This is a genomic window from Streptomyces sp. 4N124 (assembly GCF_052245395.1).
Classification (GTDB): Bacteria; Actinomycetota; Actinomycetes; order Streptomycetales; family Streptomycetaceae; genus Streptomyces.
The window spans coordinates 20082-36494 of sequence record NZ_JBQQBS010000062.1 but is presented as its reverse complement, the minus strand read 5'-3'; the positions used below and the strand labels follow the sequence as shown (position 1 = coordinate 36494).

At 73.9% G+C, this 16413-nt stretch carries 15 protein-coding genes; 4 read left to right on the top strand and 11 right to left on the bottom strand.

Annotated features, from left to right (window positions below; genetic code table 11):
• Positions 1–10: 10 nt before the first annotated feature.
• The 7 genes from ACTWQO_RS40245 to ACTWQO_RS40215 all read right to left on the bottom strand — a co-directional run bounded on the left by ACTWQO_RS40245 (position 11) and on the right by ACTWQO_RS40215 (position 8127).
• Positions 11–1807, bottom strand: coding sequence for an acyl-CoA dehydrogenase (locus ACTWQO_RS40245; protein WP_443242327.1), 1797 nt, complete (start codon positions 1805–1807; stop codon positions 11–13).
• A 222-nt stretch (positions 1808–2029) separates the two neighbouring features.
• A complete protein-coding gene (locus ACTWQO_RS40240) occupies positions 2030–2668 on the bottom strand; it encodes an acyltransferase domain-containing protein (protein WP_443242326.1) in 639 nt (212 codons plus the stop codon).
• 12 nt (positions 2669–2680) lie between these two features.
• A complete protein-coding gene (locus tag ACTWQO_RS40235) occupies positions 2681–3637 on the bottom strand; it encodes an aromatase/cyclase (protein WP_443242325.1) in 957 nt (318 codons plus the stop codon).
• Between the two features lie 25 nt (positions 3638–3662).
• A complete protein-coding gene (gene fabG / locus ACTWQO_RS40230; RefSeq protein WP_443242324.1) occupies positions 3663–4454 on the bottom strand; it encodes a 3-oxoacyl-ACP reductase FabG in 792 nt (263 codons plus the stop codon).
• Positions 4451–6160: an FAD-dependent oxidoreductase gene (locus tag ACTWQO_RS40225; RefSeq protein WP_443242323.1), complete on the bottom strand. Its 1710-nt coding sequence runs from the start codon at positions 6158–6160 to the stop codon at positions 4451–4453. Before ACTWQO_RS40225 ends, fabG begins: the two co-directional genes overlap by 4 nt.
• Entirely contained in the window at positions 6150–6446 is a 297-nt protein-coding gene (locus ACTWQO_RS40220; protein ID WP_443242322.1) for an antibiotic biosynthesis monooxygenase family protein, read from the bottom strand. The genes ACTWQO_RS40225 and ACTWQO_RS40220 overlap by 11 nt, the downstream gene beginning before the upstream one ends.
• An 88-nt stretch (positions 6447–6534) precedes the next feature.
• Positions 6535–8127, bottom strand: a complete 1593-nt coding sequence (locus ACTWQO_RS40215) for a class I adenylate-forming enzyme family protein (RefSeq protein ID WP_443242321.1) — start codon at positions 8125–8127, stop codon at positions 6535–6537.
• Positions 8128–8312: 185 nt separating this feature from the next.
• On the opposite strand from ACTWQO_RS40215, the gene ACTWQO_RS40210 reads away from it, so the two are divergent.
• Entirely contained in the window at positions 8313–8753 is a 441-nt protein-coding gene (locus tag ACTWQO_RS40210) for a nuclear transport factor 2 family protein (RefSeq protein ID WP_443242320.1), read from the top strand.
• Between the two features lie 20 nt (positions 8754–8773).
• On the opposite strand, the gene ACTWQO_RS40205 is transcribed toward ACTWQO_RS40210, so the two are convergent.
• The gene (locus tag ACTWQO_RS40205; protein WP_443242319.1) at positions 8774–9694 is read right to left on the bottom strand and encodes an MBL fold metallo-hydrolase; all 921 of its coding nucleotides are present in this window, start codon (positions 9692–9694) and stop codon (positions 8774–8776) included.
• Positions 9691–10017, bottom strand: a complete 327-nt coding sequence (locus ACTWQO_RS40200; RefSeq protein WP_443242318.1) for a hypothetical protein — start codon at positions 10015–10017, stop codon at positions 9691–9693. The genes ACTWQO_RS40205 and ACTWQO_RS40200 overlap by 4 nt, the downstream gene beginning before the upstream one ends.
• A gap of 364 nt (positions 10018–10381) precedes the next feature.
• Between ACTWQO_RS40200 and ACTWQO_RS40195 the strand changes: the two genes are divergently transcribed.
• Both ACTWQO_RS40195 and ACTWQO_RS40190 read left to right on the top strand, forming a co-directional pair.
• Complete coding sequence (locus tag ACTWQO_RS40195) at positions 10382–10714, top strand: PqqD family protein (protein WP_443242317.1); 333 nt, start codon at positions 10382–10384, stop codon at positions 10712–10714.
• 92 nt (positions 10715–10806) lie between these two features.
• Positions 10807–13404: an AAA family ATPase gene (locus ACTWQO_RS40190; RefSeq protein WP_443242344.1), complete on the top strand. Its 2598-nt coding sequence runs from the start codon at positions 10807–10809 to the stop codon at positions 13402–13404.
• 70 nt (positions 13405–13474) lie between these two features.
• Here the strand turns inward: ACTWQO_RS40190 and ACTWQO_RS40185 are convergent, their stop codons facing one another.
• Complete coding sequence (locus ACTWQO_RS40185) at positions 13475–14971, bottom strand: AMP-binding protein (protein WP_443242316.1); 1497 nt, start codon at positions 14969–14971, stop codon at positions 13475–13477.
• A gap of 158 nt (positions 14972–15129) precedes the next feature.
• On the opposite strand from ACTWQO_RS40185, the gene ACTWQO_RS40180 reads away from it, so the two are divergent.
• A complete protein-coding gene (locus tag ACTWQO_RS40180) occupies positions 15130–15387 on the top strand; it encodes a phosphopantetheine-binding protein (RefSeq protein ID WP_443242315.1) in 258 nt (85 codons plus the stop codon).
• 46 nt (positions 15388–15433) lie between these two features.
• On the opposite strand, the gene ACTWQO_RS40175 is transcribed toward ACTWQO_RS40180, so the two are convergent.
• Positions 15434–16384, bottom strand: a complete 951-nt coding sequence (locus ACTWQO_RS40175; protein ID WP_443242314.1) for an ACP S-malonyltransferase — start codon at positions 16382–16384, stop codon at positions 15434–15436.
• Positions 16385–16413: the final 29 nt, after the last annotated feature.

Genomic DNA, 16413 nt, shown 5'->3' with positions numbered 1-16413 from the left:
TGGTCGGGTGTCACTGGGCCAGCGCCGTCGCGTCCAGGTCGCAGCTGCGGCCGGAGCGGAAGCGGCGCACCAGCTCCTGAAGGACCATCTCGACGCAGTCCTGGGACAGTTCGGGCACCGGGATGCCGAGCCTGCCGCCGATCCGGGACAGCGCGAGGACCGCCCAGGCCGGCGCGGCGAGGAAGGGGTCGGAGCCGTCCTGGCCCTCCCACACGCCGAGTACCGAGGCGGCGGCGAGGACGAGGGCGTAGCGGTCGCTCAGCGCGCACACGGCGGGGTCCGTGAGGATGCCGGGGCCGATGTCGGGCAGGGCCCGGCAGGACTCGCGCAGGGCGCGCAGTTCGGTGACGAACGCCTCGGCGAGGTCGGCGAGCGCGGCCATCTGACCGCCGACGGAGCGTACGTCGGCGAGGCGGGCGGCCGATCCGACCAGGGATGCGGCCATGAAGTCGCCGCCGCCGGCGATGGACAGCAGCCGGTAGTCGAGGGCGGGCAGGTCGGCGCCGGCCCGGAACAGCTCGGGCGGCGGTTCGTCCTCGGCGAACCAGGCGCGTTCGGCGAGGGCGCGCAGCTGGGGCACGATCACGGCCTGGCAGGCGGCGGTGCCGGCGTGGCCGAGCCCGGCCACGGGCAGGTCGCGGGCCAGCTTGTCCAGGGCGCCGTACTCGGAACTGGTGCGCTCGTAGCCGCGGGAGCCGAGGACGGTGGCGAGTTCTTCCAGGTTCTCGCGCAGCAGGTCGGGCACCACGTACTTGACGGCGGCGGCGAGCACATGGGTGCGGTCGGGCAGCAGGCCCAGGGCGCGCAGTGCGACGGTGGCCATGCTGTCGCTGGCCAGCAGGTCGGCGAAGACTCCGGTGAGCGGGCCCCGCCAGCGGCGGGCGATGGGCCTGGAGCGGCCTGCGGTGACGGCGCGCACGGCGGAGTGCAGCACGGTGTCGGCGGCCGCGACGACGGTGCCGGCGATCAGGCAGCGGTTGACCTGGTAGGTGCGCAGGGCCAGTGCGACACCCTCGCCGGGCCGGCCGACGAGGGCCTCGTCGGGCACCGCGCAGTTGGTGAACTCCAGCCCGGAGAACACGCAGCCGCGCATGCCGGTGGTCTCGACGCGGGGCAGGCCTTTTATCGTGTCGGGCAGGTCGTCGGGGCGCACGAGCAGGACGGAGTGGCTGCGCGGGGTGCGGGCGGCGTCGGTGCGGGCGTAGACGACGTAGGCGCCGGCGCGGTCCGCGTTGATGATGACGTCCTTGCGGCCGTTGAGCAGGTAGCCGCCGGCGGCGCGGTCGCGGTGGGCGGTGAACTCGTCGCGCAGGATGGCGTTGGCGTGCGCGAGTTCGTGGTGGACGATCGCGGCGCGGCCCTGGTCGAGCAGCAGCCGGGCGGTGCTGCGACGCTGGCCCTCGGTACCGGCCGACCAGACGGCGGAGGTGGCGAACAGCGAGGTGATGCCGGAGCCGAAGCCGAGGGCGACGTCCCGGCGGAAGACCGGGCGCAGCACCTTGGCGAGCAGGTCGGCGCGGGTGAGGCGGCCGCCGTACTCGGCGGGTACGAACTCGGCGCCCAGGCCGGTCTCGGTGAGCAACTGCTCGGTCTCGGCGGGAGGTTCACGTCGTGCGTCGGCGGCGAACAGGGCCTTGAGGCCGTGCAGGTTGGCCGGGTCGTGGGGGTCTCCCAGGAGTGCGTCCAGCCGCGCGGCGCGGGTCAGCGCCGCCGCCTCGGCGGAGTCGTGCGTGCGCCCCCCGTCGATGCGGTCGGCGTGGATCTCGGCAGTGGTGGCCATGGTGGCGTGGATCAACTCCTTCGTCATGGACCGCCTCGTACCGGACCGCCCCGTCCCGACGGCTCGGCCCCGCCTCGACGGCTCGGCGCCGGGCTGCCCCGCCCGTCACCGCGGACCGGCCCCGGCGACAGCCCATCAACAGGCGCTCGGGAAACGGCTGACGACTGCTTGCGTCGCGCTTGAGCGGCGGCGGACACCAGGCGTGGGCGCACCTTCGGGCCGCGGACCCGGCCTGTGCGGTGCGGCCGGTCACCGCTCGCACAGGTGGGACAGCGCCTTCAGCAGGGCCGCACTGTCGCCGACCGCCGGGGGCGTGGCGGCGGTGGGGGCACACGGGCCGCAGGTCAGGACGTGGGCGTGGCCTGCGGTGCGCAGGCGGTGTTCCGCGCTCTGGGCTGTCGCGGCGAGCGGGGCGCCGGCTCGGCGGGCCGCGGGGCGCAGGGACGTCGTGCCGGTGACGTGTGCTGCCGCGAGGGCGCCGACGCCGTCCCCGGCGACGGCCGTGGCGTGCACGCCCCAGTCCTGCAACAGGCGGTACAGCGCCACCTCGTAGGCGAACAGCGCGGCCTGGCCGAACTCCGGCCGCCGCAGCAGCCGGGCGTCGACCCCGTCCTGCGGGGCGAACACCACGGCGGCGAGCGGCAGTCCGAGCACCTCGTCCAGGGCACCGCACACCGTGTCGAACGCCGCGCGGAACACCGGGAACGTCCCGTACAGGGCACGGCTCAGGGGCAGCGGCCACCCGCGCCACGCGGGAAACAGCACGGCCGGCCGCGGCCCGCCGCACAGGGTCCCCGCCGCGCCCGGCGGCTGCGGACCGGTCGCCCGCCCGGCCGGCGGCCGGCCGCCGGCCCGCGGCTGCGGGCCCGTCGTCCTGGTCAGTGGCACGGGCACCGTCCCTCACAGCATGCGGACCGCGGACTGCGCGTACCGCTTGGCCAGTTCCAGGGTGGCCGTGCTGTTGCGGCCGAGTGCCTCGCGGACATAGCGGCGGGCGTCGGCGACGGTCGCGCCCGCCCCGAGGACCGGTTCGACGGCCTCTTCGCGCAGCACGACGCTGTGCTGCGAGGTGATCGTCACCCCGGTCTCGTCCGGGACGACGGACCACTCGCCGGTGTGGGCCGTCATCAGCGCGGGCGTGACCGTCTGCTTGTAGACGATGCGGCCGGCGTGCGGGAAGCACACCCGTACCGACTCCGTGGTGTGCACGGAGCCGTCCGCGGTCGTCGTGTCCATGGACATCACCTGCACGCCCGGCTCGTCCTCGGTGACATCCAGCCGGGACACGTGGGGGACGCGCTCGGGCCAGTTGGCCACCCGGTACAGGAAGTCGTAGACCAGCTCGGCGGCTCCCTTGACGCGCACCGAGTCCTCGAAGACGAGGATCAGCTCGTCCAGCCGGGTCCAGCGCTCGGCGATCCGGCGCAGATTCCCCAGCTCGGTACGGCTGTTGGTGTCGACGGCCCGCTCGACCCAGTCCACGCCCTCGGGGTCGTCGCCCTCGACGGTGAAGTCGTGCAGCAGGGTCAGCCGGGAGTGCGTCGCGTCGATGGAGTCGACGATCCAGGTGCCGAGCATGCTCTTGACCGGCGCGGCCGGCAGGTCCTGGCGGAACGTGATCCTGCGGTCCTGCGGCGACAGCCGGCGGCTCGACGTCCAGGACCTGACCTGCCCGTTGGCGGTGGCCCACATCCGCACCCGCTCCTGCGTGCCGTCGAACTCCAGCTGCTCGACGTGGACGTTGGGCGGGAAGTACAAGGGCCAGCGCGTGGCGTCGGCGATCAGGCCGTAGACCACGCCGGCGGGGGCGGCGACGTCCACGTCGTGCGCTGTCGTGTGCACTCGCTCGGCGGCCATGTGTCTCGGCACCCCTCTCTTGGTGTCAGTAATTGCCCAGCCCGCCACAGACGTTGAGCGCCTGCGCGGTGATGGAGGCGGCCTGCGGGCCGGCCAGATGGCCGACCAGGCCCGCCACCTCCTCGGGCGTGGAGTAGCGGCCGAGCGGGATCTTCGCCTCGAACTGCTCGCGGACCTGCTCGGTGGTGGTGCCCAGCGCGTTCGCGTAGCCCTGCCGGACCCGCTCGGCCATCGGGGTCTCGACGTAGCCGGGGCAGACGGCGTTGACGGTGATGCCGGCCGGGGCCAGCTCCTTGCCGAGCGCCTTGGTGAAACCGACGACGGCGTGCTTGGAGGCCGAGTAGGGGGCTCCGAGCACCACGCCCTGCTTGCCCGCGGTGGAGGCGATGTTGATGATCCGGCCGTGCGCGGCGCCGGTGATGCCACCGTGGTTGAGGACCTCGCGGGTGAGCAGGAAGACGCTGTTGAGGTTGGTGTCGATGACGTCGTGCCACAGCTCGTCGGAGATCGAGGCGGTGGGCCCGCCGCCGCTGCGGCCGGCGTTGTTGACCAGGACGCTGATCGGGCCGAACGCGTCGACGGCGGCCCGCACCAGGGCGGCCACGGAGTCGGCGGAGCGGACATCGGCGGCCGCTCCCGCCGCCTCCAGGCCCTGCGCGCGCAGGTCCTCGACGGTCTGCTTGACCTTCTGCTCGGTGCGCGCGCACACGAAGACGCGGTGCCCGCGCTGCCCGAGCTCACGGGCGATGGCCAGTCCGATGCCGCTGGTGCCACCCGTGACCAGGGCCACCGGCTTCGGCTGCGTCGCTGTCGTCATCGGTCTGCCTCCCGTACGGCGATGGTGCTCAACACCCTGTCCCGGCCGGCTGGAGGGGCGGACGAGGCCCCCTTGAGGGACGGTGTGCGAACGCCGAGGCCCGGCGCGGCGAGCGCCCCGGCCAGCTCCGCGTCCGTCAGCCGCCGGCCGCGTGCGGCGAGGTAGCCGTCGGGGCGGATCAGCAGCCAGCCGCCCGCGTCCAGGCCGAGCGCGTCACGCAACGCCCGGTCGGGGTCGGGCAGCGGCCCCGGCGCGGCGGCGGACCGGGCGCCGACGGTGCGCACCGACAGCCAGGCGCCGTGCGCCGCGGCCGCGCGGGCCGCGGTCTCGGCCGGTACGGCATCGAGGGCGCCGTCGCCCTCCGCGTACAGCAGCGTCCAGCGGACGTCGCGCAGTTCGTCGGCGAGGGCGTCCGGCCCGGCGGCTCCGGGGCGTGCGGCGGCGGCCGCGCAGACGCGCCGGCCGGGTGCGGGGCCGGTGCCCCGCACCCGGTCCTCGCAGCGCCGGGTGAGCGAGGAGTTGTCGTAGCCGATGCGCAGACCGGACATGCCGCCGAGCACCTTGCGCTGGATGGCGCGGCGCAGTGGTGGCACGTTGCGTACGACGCTGAAGACGACCGGCAGCGCGGCCGCGGCGAGCAGGTTCTTGAACTGCACGAGGAAGGTGGCGGTGCGGGTCGAGCCGAGCAGGGCCCGTCCGACGGGCACCCGCTCCTCGCTGTAGGTGTCGAGCAACTGCCGCCCGGCGTGGCCGAGTTCGACGTCGGCCAGCTTCCAGGCGAGGTTGTACGCCTCCTGGATGCCGGTGTTCATGCCCTGCCCGGAGGCGGGGCTGTGGACGTGGGCGGCGTCGCCGGCGACGAAGACGCGGCCCTCGTGCATCCGGGGCACCATGCGCTGCTGGAAGGTGAACACCGAGGTCCACTCGGGTTCGCCGACGGCGACACGGGTGCCGAGCCCGCTGCTGAGCTTTGTGGTGAACCTGTGGCGGGCGTCGTCCGCGCCCTGGTCGCCGGGGGCCGTGTCGAGCAGCCGCCAGTGGCCGGCGCGGGCGTAGGGGACCATCATCAGGGCCTGTCCGCCGGTGTGGACCCAGTAGATGCTGTCCGGCGGCAGGGTGGTGGCGACCGGGGCGTCGGCGAGCATCCAGGTGTCGCGGCTCTCGCCGATCAGCGGCAGGCCGAGCTGCTTGCGGACGGTGCTGTGCCCGCCGTCGCAGCCGACCAGCCAGTTCGCCCGGGATACCTCTTCGCCGCCGTCGGCCCGCTCCAGCCACACCCGCACGGAGTCGGTGTCCTGTTCGAAGGCCTTCACCTTCACGCCCCACTCGATGTCGACGCCCAGGTCGGCGACGGCGTCGCGCAGGACGGCCTCGGTGGCGCTCTGTTCGACGATGACGGTGTACGGGTAGCGGGTCGGCATGCCCGAGTAGTCGGCCTCCAGGCGCACCAGTCGCCGTCCGGAGGCGAACATGGTGAACGCCCGGTTCTCCCGGCCCCGTATCCGCAGCGCGTCGACGACGCCCATCTGGTCCAGGGTCTCCAGGGTGCGCGGGTGCACGGCGACGGCCCTGCTGGTGCGGGCGGGTCCGGCGGCCGCGTCGACGAGCCGGACCCGCAGTCCCCGGCGGGCCAGTTCATGGGCGGCGGTCAGGCCGACGGGTCCGGCGCCGGCGACGAGGACCTCGGGCCGCGGGTCAGCGGGCACCGGCGGACTCCTCCACCGTCTGGTACAGGCCCGGCTCGGGGGCGGCGTGCGGCACGAGCTGCTTGACCAGGGCCTGGAACTCCTCGCTGCGCGCGGCCCGCTGGTGGGAGGCGGCGTCCTGCCAGACGGCGACCTCGAGGAAGACACGGGAGTCGCCCACATGGCGCAGGGTCTGGTTGCTGACGTGGCCGGGCTGGGCGCTCATGTAGGCGGTGAGGCGGTCCTTGACGGCCAGGAACGCGTCGATGTCGCCGTGCACGGTCAGCTTGTTGACGAAGGTCACCACGGTGGGTCTCTCCTCGGAGTCGGTCGAAGGTGGGTCGAAGGTGGGTCGAAGGCCGGCTGCAGGGGGCCGGTGGGGGTCTGTGGTGCCGTCAGGCGGCGGCCTCGGCGGCGGCGCGGGTGCGCAGCCGGTGGCGCACGTCCCGGCGGGCGGGCTTGCCGCCCGGGTTGCGCGGGACGGCGTCGAGGGCCTCGAGCCGGCGGATCCGGTCGGCGTGGCCGAGGCGGGCGTTGGCCCGTTCGGCGACGGAGTCGAGCAGGTCGAGGGCCTCGGCGGCGTCCTCGGGGACGTCGCGCAGGACGACGCCCGCCCAGACGACGGCGCCGTGCACGGGGTCGGGCCAGTCGGCGGCGATGCATTCGGCGACGCGCGGGTCCTCGGCGAGGATCCGCTCGACGGCGGACGGCGAGACGAGTTCGTTGTCGTACTTGAAGACGTCGCCGAGCCGGTCTACGAGGTGCAGGCCGCCGGTGTCGTCGAGGTAGCCGACGTCGCCCGTGGTCAGCCAGCCGTCGGCGTCGAGGGGCGAGGGTTCGGCGTCGTCCAGGTAGCCGGCCATCACCTGCGGGCCGCGGATCTGTATCTCGCCGGTGGACCAGACGTCGACGGGCTCGCGGCCGCCCAGGGAGACGATCCGGCATTCGGTGCCGGGGACCGGGGGCCCGACGGCGCCTGGTTCGGGCGATGCGCCGGGAAGCTGGTTGTGGGCGAGCGGGGAGAGTTCGGCGAGGCCGTACCCCTGGATGACGGGGACGCGCAGCGCGTCGCGCAGCCGGCGGGCGGCGGCGGGTGCGAGAAAGGTGCCGCCGGACAGTACGGCGGTCAGCCGCGGCCCGGCCGGCACGCCCTGGGTCTGCGGGCCGAGCCGGTCGTCGGCGGCGAGCCGGTGCAGCCGGGCGGGCAGGCCGTAGTAGTGGGTGGCCCCGGCGCGCGCGGCGGCGCCCAGCGAGGCGACGGGGTCCGGGTCGCGGCACAGCACCTGCGAAGCCCCGGCATACATACCGGAGTTGAGGTGCATGACGTGGAACAGCGGCAGGTGGTTGAGGGTGACCGAGTCGCCGTCGAGCCGGTGCGCGAGGGCGATCTGGGCCGCGTTGGCGACGAGGTTGCGGTGGGTGAGCCGCACCCCCTTGGGCCGGCCGGTGGTGCCGGTGGTGAACTGCACGCACGCCACATCGTCGACGCCGGCCGCGGCCTTCTCGTACGGCGTGCCGGGCACGGTCGACAGGGCGGCGGCCCAGGGCAGCGCGGCGCCGGGTACGACACCGTCGTCGGCGTCGGTGACGACGACGGTGCGCAGCCGCGGCAGCCGGTCGCCGATCTTGGTGAGGAGTTCGGCGGTGGCGGTGGGCACGAAGGCGACCTCGATGCCGGCGGCGGCGCACACATGGCTCAGGGCGGCCTCGCCGAGCAGCGGGTTGATCAGGGCGATGGTGTGGCCGGCGCGGGCGATGCCGTAGTAGGCGGCCGGGAAGGCGGGGTCGAGGACGTTCGCCACGCCGACGGTGCCGGGCCCGTCGAGGGCGCCGGCCAGCCAGTGGGCGACCCGGTCGGCCTCGCGGTCGAGTTCGGCGAAGGTCACGGTGGCGCGCTCGGTGGTGAGCGCGGCGCCCTCGGGTTCGCTGACCGCCGCGCGGCGCAGCAGGCCGTCGAGCGGGATCTGCGGGTACCTGAGTTCCGGCACGGGCGACCTCCTGGCTCCGGATCGGGCGGTCGGTTGAGGTTGAGGCTGAGGTCCTCACCGTCCGCGCAGCGACTTGAGGAGGCTTCGAAGAGTGCTCGATCCCGGCCGCAGAAGCTGTCCACGACGGGGTGAGCCACGGTGCCGCCCCCGCAGCGATGACCGACCCACGGAAGCGGAGCCGTCCCATGCCCGAGCTGACCGAAGCGTCCCCGTCCGGCCTGCTGCAGTACGCCGAAGTGCAGTGGTTCTACGCCCGCCAGATGCAGCAACTCGACCTGGGCAAGGCCGAGTCGTGGGCCGCCACGTTCACCGAGGACGCCGTCTTCGACGTACCGACGCTGCCCGAGCCGGTCACCGGCCGGACCGGGCTGGTCGCGGCGGTTCGGCGGGCGCGCGCGCAGCTGGCGGAGGCGGGCGAGCGGCACCGTCATGTCATGGGGATGGTCGACGTCCTGGAGCGGTCCGACGGCGCGCTGGACGTCCGCTCGTACACCACCGTCTACGCCTCGGCCCTCGGCGGTGCTTCCCGGGTGCACCGGGTGTGCGTGTGCGAGGACGTCCTGGTGCGGGTCGACGGCGCACTGCGGGTCGCGCACCGCCGAGTGACCCGGGACGACCTGCCCTAGGCGGGCCTCGATCGGCCCTGTCAGGCGTGGCAGGCGGGCAGGGCGCCGTGGTACTCGGTCATCTCGCGGAACAGGGCGCCGACGTCGAGCGGGGCGCCGGGCTCGGCGCCGGCCAGCTCGGCGTAGGCCCGGTGCAGGTTCGGCACGAGGCGCTCGGCGTCCAGGAGATGCTCGTAGGGTCCCGGGCCCTGTTCGCGGGCGAGTTCGAGCGGGCTCAGGCCCGCGGCGGCGCCGGAGCGGGCCTGTCGCGCGAGCCAGCCGAAGTACTCCTCGCCCGCGTCGAGGAGCTCGGGCCCGCCGACCGGTCCGTGGCCCGGTACGACGGTCACCGGGTCGAGGGCGCGCAGCCGCCGCAGCACGGCCAGCGAGCCGGACACCGAACCCATCAGGCAGAACGGGGTCACCCCGTTCATCAGCACGTCACCGGCGAACAGCACCCGCTGCCGCGGCAGCCACACCGCGGTGTCGCCCCGGGTGTGGGCGGCGGGCCCGAGGTGGATCAGCTCGGCGCGCACCTCGCCCAGGTGCACGGTCAGAAAGTCCCGGTACGTCAGGTGGGGCAGCGTCACGTCGATGTCGCCCCAGCACACGTCGGGCCACAGGGTGGTCAGGCCGAGCCCGGCCGCGGCCATCTCGGCGCGGGCGTTCTCGTGCGCGACGACGACGGCCTCGGGGAAGAACCGGTTGCCGAAGGTGTGGTCGCCGTGGAAATGGGTGGTGACCAGGGTGCGCGGCGGCACGGGGGCGGCGCGCAGCACTGCGGCGCGCAGGTGCCGGGCCCGGCGCTCGGTGGCCGCGGTGTCGACGAGTACGGCCCGGCCGTCGTCGCCGACGACGAGGCCCGCGTTGTTCAGGCACCAGCCGCCGTCCGGCTGGACGTAGGCGAAGACGCCGTCGGCGATCTCGGTGAGCCGGGCCGTGTCCGGGGCGGCCGTCGTCACCGGGCGTCCAGCGGGACGCGGGCGCCGTGGTACTCGACGACCCGGCCCTGGCCGTCGTAGCGCAGCTCGGCCAGCAGGCACCAGCTCGCGCCGTCGGCCTCGGCGGTCACCCTGAGGACCACCCGGTCGCCGTCGGCGAGGACGCTGTCGCAGGCCAGCCGCGGGCCGGCCGCGGCGAAGGGGTCGGTGAGGGGGCAGGGCTCGCCCCGGTTGCCCGCCTCGACCAGTGCGCGGGCCAGCTCCTTGTTGCGCTCCTGGACGGCGTGCCGGGTCAGGAGTCCGTGCAGGGTCTCGCTCAGGGGGTCCGCCAGGGTCAGGGGCATGGCCGCGCCTTTCGGGTCGCCGGGGACGTCTCGCCCGGCCAGGATCCGCGCACCGGATGGAGGGACATTGGAGAACCGGTGAATCCGGTCCGGCAGAATGTTTTCCGGAGCGCCCAGGGAAAGCATTCGGCCAACCCGTCCGGCATTCGGTGAAGGGAATCGGCCGGAATTCATCGTTTCCCGAATACCGCCGCTCCGACCGGCGGAAACGTCCCTCACCCCCTACTTCAAAGGACTCCGCGGCCTGCCGTAGGGGTTCGCGTTTTCACCACCCCTGATTTCGTGCGCGGCGATGGAATCGGCGTGCACCCCGGCATAGTTTGAAGGTCCATTCTTTTCCGGGGCGACTCCTATGGTGACGTGTATGACCGTGGGACAGCTTGTCGCACAGGAGGTCCGCGTGCGCGTTCGGCCGGTGCCCGGGGCCAGCGTCAGCGTCGACGCCGACGGGCACCTGGAAGTGCTCACGGAACCGGTCTGCCCGGCCGGCCGGTTCCGCTGCGGCCCCGTGGGCACGGCCATGTGGATCGCGCTGCGCCAGCAGGACGGCGACATCGAGGCCGCCGCCCGCATGCTGTCCGCGCTGTGGGGCACGGACCCCGCGAACACCCGCGCCGATCTCGACATCTGGGTGGACGAGATGCGCGACGCGGGGGTGGTGCGCTCGGAGCCCGAGCCCCCGCCGCACGCCCCCTGACCCCCTGTTCCGTCCCCGCTCGACCACCCCTGTAGGCGCCCTCCCAATGGTGGAGCGGGTTAGGGGTGGACGATTCGACGACGGGGGTCAGGATGAATCTGGTCGGCAGGACAGCGGTGACAGCCGCTCTGGAGGAGGCGCTTGCTCACTGCCTGGCGGGCGGTTCGGGCACCGTCCTTGTCGAAGGGCCCACGGGGTGCGGCAAGAGTGCCGTCGTGGACGCCCTCGTCGACCGGGCCCGCGCGGCCGGAGCCGTCGTACTCGGCGCCGTGGGTTCCCCCGCCGAACAGGACGTGCCGCTCGGCGTGCTGCGCCAGCTGGTCTGCAGCGACCAGGCCGTCGCGCAGCCCTCGCTCACCGCGGATCCCGCCGCGGCCTGCCGTGTCGAGGCCATGCAGGCCTTCTGCGCCCAGCTGCGCGAGCTGGGCGAGAGCACCGCGGTGGTGCTGTGCGTGGACGACGCGCACCACGCCGACGACGCCTCCGTGCAGTTCCTCCGGTACCTGGCGCGGCACGCCCGGTCGGCCCGCATCCTGCTGGCCGTCGCCGCCTCACCGCACGGGGCGCGCCAGGTACCGGAGGAACTGGCGACGGAGCTGACACGCCGGCCGGACTCCCGCCGGCTCCGGCTGGGCTGCCTGTCCCCCGCCGAGACGGCCGAGGCGGCCGAGGCGGCCGGACGGCCGCAATCCGGCGCCGAACTGCACGCGATCACCGGCGGGAATCCGCTGCTGCTGCGCGCCCTGCTGGCCGAGCCGGCCGGCTCGGGCGACGGCGCCACGGTGCGTGCGCAGCCGGCGCCCGGCGGTCCGTTCGCCCAGGCCGTCGCCGCCTGTGTGCAGCGCAGCGGCCCGGTGGCCGTCGAGGCCGCCCTGGCGGCCGCCGTGCTCGACGCGTGCGCCACACCCGAGCGGATCCAGCGGCTGCTCGGCGCCGACCCGTCTGCCGTCCGCCGGGATCTGGCCGCGCTTGAGGCATCGGGTCTGCTGGCCGGCGCCCGCTTGCGGCACTCCGCCGTGCGGGCCGCCGTACTGGACGGTGCTCCCGGCGACGCCCGGGCCGCACTGCACCGGCGTGCGGCGCTGCTGCTGCGCCAGGACGGGGCGGCGGTCACCGCGGTAGCCGATCAGCTGCTGGCCGCCGCCGCCCACGCGGGCGGCACCTCGTGGCAGGCCGGTGCCGCCGAGACCGAGGTGCTGCGCGACGCCGCCGAGGAACTCCTCGCCCGGGGCGAGGCACCACAGGCCATACGGCTGCTGGAACTCGCCCTGGACGGGTGCCGGGACGAGCAGCAGCGCGGCGCCGTCCGGATCCGGCTGGCCCGGATCACCTGGCGGTTCAGCCCGGCCGCCACCGAGCGCCATCTGACCGCTCTGCTGGACGAGCCGCACCCCGGCGTCGAACACGCCCAGCCGCTGGTGCAGTTGCTGCTCGCACAGGGCCGGCTCCCGGACGCCGCGCGGCTGCTGGACGGGCAGGATCCGGCCGAGGCGGGGGCCTCGTTCCTGGACGCGGCCGTCGAGTCCGGTGCCGCCGGTGAGCGCTTCCTCCAGGAGGCGCAGCTGACGGAGGCCACCATGGAGGCGATCACCCAGGCCCTGCGGTCCCTGGTGCACTCCGACCATCCCGAGCGGGCCGTGCCGTGGAGCCGGAACCTGCTCCAGGAGTCGGAGCGCTGCCGGGCCCCGGGCTGGAGCGCGGTCTTCGCCACCCTGCACGCCGAGGCACTGCTGCGCATCGGGGATCTGCGCGGTGCGTGCACCCACGCCCAGGCCGCCCTGGATCACCTGCCGGAGAAGACCGGCAGCACCTTCCGCTTCGCGCCGACCGCCGTCCTCATCCGCGCCCGCACCCTGATGGGCCAGTGCACCGAGGCGGCCCGGCTGGTCGACCAGCCGGTCCCGCAGCGCCTGTTCTGCGGGCTGTACGGTCTGGGCTTCCTGCGGGCTCGCGGCCTGCATCTGCTGACGTGCCATCAGCCGCAGGCCGCGCTCGCCGATTTCAAGGAGGTCGGCCGGCTGACGCAGCAGTGGGGCATCGACCGGCCCGCCCTGTTCCCCTGGCGCACCGACGCTGCCGAGGCGCTGCTGCGCCTGGGTAAACCGCAGCAGGCCGAACAGCTCGTACTCCAGCAGCTCGCCCTGCCCGACGCCCGGCGGCCGTGGGTGCGCGGTCTGTCCCTGCGGGCGCGAGCGCTCGCCTCGGGCTCCGCCCGGCAGCGGATGTCGCTGCTCACGCAGGCGGTCGACGAGTTGCACCGCTCAGGCGACCGGCTGGAGGCGGCCCGTGCCATGGCCGAGCTGGGGCAGGCGCTGCAGAGCGAGGGCACCACCCCCGCGAAGGGCAGCGCGATGATCCGTACGGCGTGGAATCTGGCCAAGGAGTGCGAGGCCGGCGCCCTGTGCCGGGAGATCCTGCCCGACGCGCCACTCGCGGACGGCGCGGACGGCCGCACCCCGCAGGACGCCGGCGCCGCGAAGTCCGCGGACCGGCTGAGCAGTTCGGAACAGCGGGTGGCCACGCTCGCGGCCCAGGGGCTGACCAACCGGGAGATCTCCGCGAAGCTCTACCTCACGGTGAGCACCGTCGAGCAACATCTGACCCGGGTGTACCGCAAGCTGCAGATCAGCAGCCGCGGTGAGCTGCCGGTGGACCTGGCGCTGGGCAGCGCGCAGACCGTCGGCTGGTGAGAGCGCGCCCGCACGCATGTCGGCGGCTCCCCGCGCGGGGAGCCGCCGACATGCGTGCGGGCGGCGTGGTTCACGCGCCGAGCAGTTCTCCCGCCCGGGCGGCCAGCACGGGGCGGTCGACCTTGCGGTTGGAGTTGAGCGGGAACTCGGCGACGTGCTCGAAGCGCCGGGGCAGCATGCCCTTGGGCAGGATCTCCCGCAGCGCCCGGGCCAGTTCGGCGGGGCGGCGGACCTGTCCGGTGTAGAAGACGACCAGTTCGGTGCTGCCCTCCACCGGCCGGGCCACGGTGACCACGTCCTGGACGCCCTCGCAGGAACGCAGCGCGTGGTCGACCTCGGCCAGCTCGACCCGCCAGCCCTGCACCTGGACCTGGGAGTCCAGCCGCCCGAGATAGACGAGTTCACCGCCGGGCAGCCGGCGCACCCGGTCCCCTGTGCGGTACCACAGCCGGCCGTCGCGCTCGGTGAACCGGCCCCGGTTGTCCTCGGGGTCGAGGTAGCCGCAGGCCATCTGCGGTCCGGTGATGAGCAGTTCGCCCTCGGTGCCGGTCTCGCTGCCGTCCTCGGCGAGCAGCACGTGGTCGTGGCCCTCGTGCACGGCGCCGATCGGGACCAGCCCGTTGACGGCCAGTTCCGGCGAGGTCTGCGGGTCCCAGCGGTGGCCGGTGATGGTGACGGTCAGCTCGGTCGGCCCGTAGATGTTCTCCAGCGTCGATGCGGGCGCCGCGGCCTGCCAGTCGGCGGCGTCCGCGCAGCGCAGCGCCTCGCCCGCGAAGAAGCTCCAGCGCAGCGTGGGCAGGGCCGCCGGGGAAAGGCCGCCCATGCGGCGGATCAGGGAGATCGCGCTGGGCGTGGAGAACCAGACGGTGATGCCCCGCTCGGCGAGGTGGGAGGGGATGTCGCGGTAGGCGCCCGGCGGGACGACGTCGACGACGGCGCCGGAGCCCCAGGCGCAGAACAGGTCGAACATCGCGCAGTCGAAGTTCAGGTCGAAGGTCTGCGTGAAGACGTCGTCGGGCGTGAAGTCGTAGCGGGCGTCCAGGAGCCGGAAGTAGTGGTGGGTGCTGGCGTGGGTGATCGGCACGCCCTTGGGGCGCCCCGTGGAGCCCGAGGTGAACAGCATGTACGCCACGTCCGACGCCTCGACCGGGCGCGGTTTTGCGAGGGCCAGGGCGGGGTCGGGCTCGGCGACCGGGATGCCGGCCTCGTCGTCGCCGTACGTCGAGCGCAGCACCGCACGTCCCCGCTCGTCGGCGATGACGGCCTCCGTACCGGACAGTTCGAGCATCCGCCGGGTTCGGGCGGCCGGGAAGTCCGGGTGCAGGGGTACGACGGTGGCGCCCGCGTAGAGCCCGGCCAGGATGCCGGCGTAGGCGGTGACGCTCTTGCCGGCCAGCACGCCGACGACCTTCGCGGACCCCAGGGACCCCGCCGTGACGAGGGCCCGCTCGTGCAGTTCGCGATAGGTCACGGTCGTGGCGCCGATGCGCAACGCGGCGCGCTCCGGGGACAGGGCAAGTCCGCGCAGGAAACGCTGGTACAGGGCGGGTTGCTGATACTCGGTCATTCTTCCTCCGGGGAATGCGGAACGTCCGGGAGATGCGGCCGGTGCGGGGCGGACCCGGAAAGATAGGGGTGCGCAACGGGTGCCCCGTGGCCGGTCACCGCTCTTAGCGTCGCTTCCTGGGAACCGACGACCTGCATTGCGGAAAGGGTGGAGCCACCATGTCCTGGGACCAGCAATTCGAGGATCTGCTCCGGGAGTACCTGCCGTTCCTTTCGTCCGACGAACCGCTCACCGCCGACACGGAACTGCGTGACGCGGGGCTCGACTCGCTCGCCACGGTGGAACTGCTGGGCTCGCTGGAGGCGGCGTACGACGTCCGTTTCGTGGACGAGGCACTGAACCTCGAGACCTTCGCGACGCCCGCCACGCTGTGGGGGACGCTGTCGCGGATGGCCGAGGCGCGGGCGGCCGGCTGAACCGGTCCGGCCGTTCATCGCGGCCGCGGCCGTCTCGGACATCGTCTCAGACGGCCGCGGCCCGGCGGCGCGGCCGCAGGGCCCGGCGCGGGTCCGCCTTGAGGAGCTCGAAGTTCTTCGCCGCGACCGGCACCCGGGAGAACAGCGCGTCCTGGCCGGCCACACAGAGCCGGCCCACCCCCCGCTCGCGCAGCGAGGCGAGCGCGGCCGGCCAGTCGACCGGGCGGACACAGCCGTCCAGCAGCATGGTGCGCACCTGCTCGCCGGTGGTGAGCAGCGCGCCGTCCTGGTCGGCGACGACGGGGACGACGGGGTCGCGGAACGTGAGCCCCGCCATGACCTCGGTCTCCGCCTTGCGGCGCAGCCCGTGGAAGGCGGCCGAGTGCATGGGGGGTTCCATGACGTACAGGGGCAGCCCGCCGGCGGTGCGCAGCCGCTGCTGCAGCCACTCGATGCGGGACTTGCGCAGCGTGACCATGGCGAAGTCGTCGTCCACGACACAGGTGACGTCGTGCCACTCGCCCTGCTCGGTCAGTTCGGCCAGCACCTCGTCGAGCGTGTCCCGCCCGGTGCGGGCGAAGGACACAGTCGCGACCTCCTGCGGGTACTCCTCGGCGAAGAACGCGTCGAGGCAGCGGGCGAAGTCCGCGGTCAGCCGCACCCCGTCGGCGAAGGACAGCGCACCGGAACGCACCGCGGTGGCCTTGCCGCCGAAGCTGGGCCCGGTGCAGAAGAGGGGCTCTACGCCGAACTCGTCCTCGGCCCACCGGGCCAGTGCCAGGCAGTTCACCATGAAGGCGATCTGGGCGTATTCCGAATAGTCACCCTCGGCCCCGCCGAGGCGGTCGAAGAGCGAATACCCGAGAACCTCGTCCGTTTCCGCGAAGAGTTCCCGGGCGAAGGGGTTGACCAGCATGAACCTGGCCACCTCGGAGAATGGGGCGGGCCCCATTCCCGGAAACACCAGGGCAGTGCCGGTCCGGTTGTCAGTCTCCATGGCTCCCAGTCTGTTCTTCGGGCGCCGCG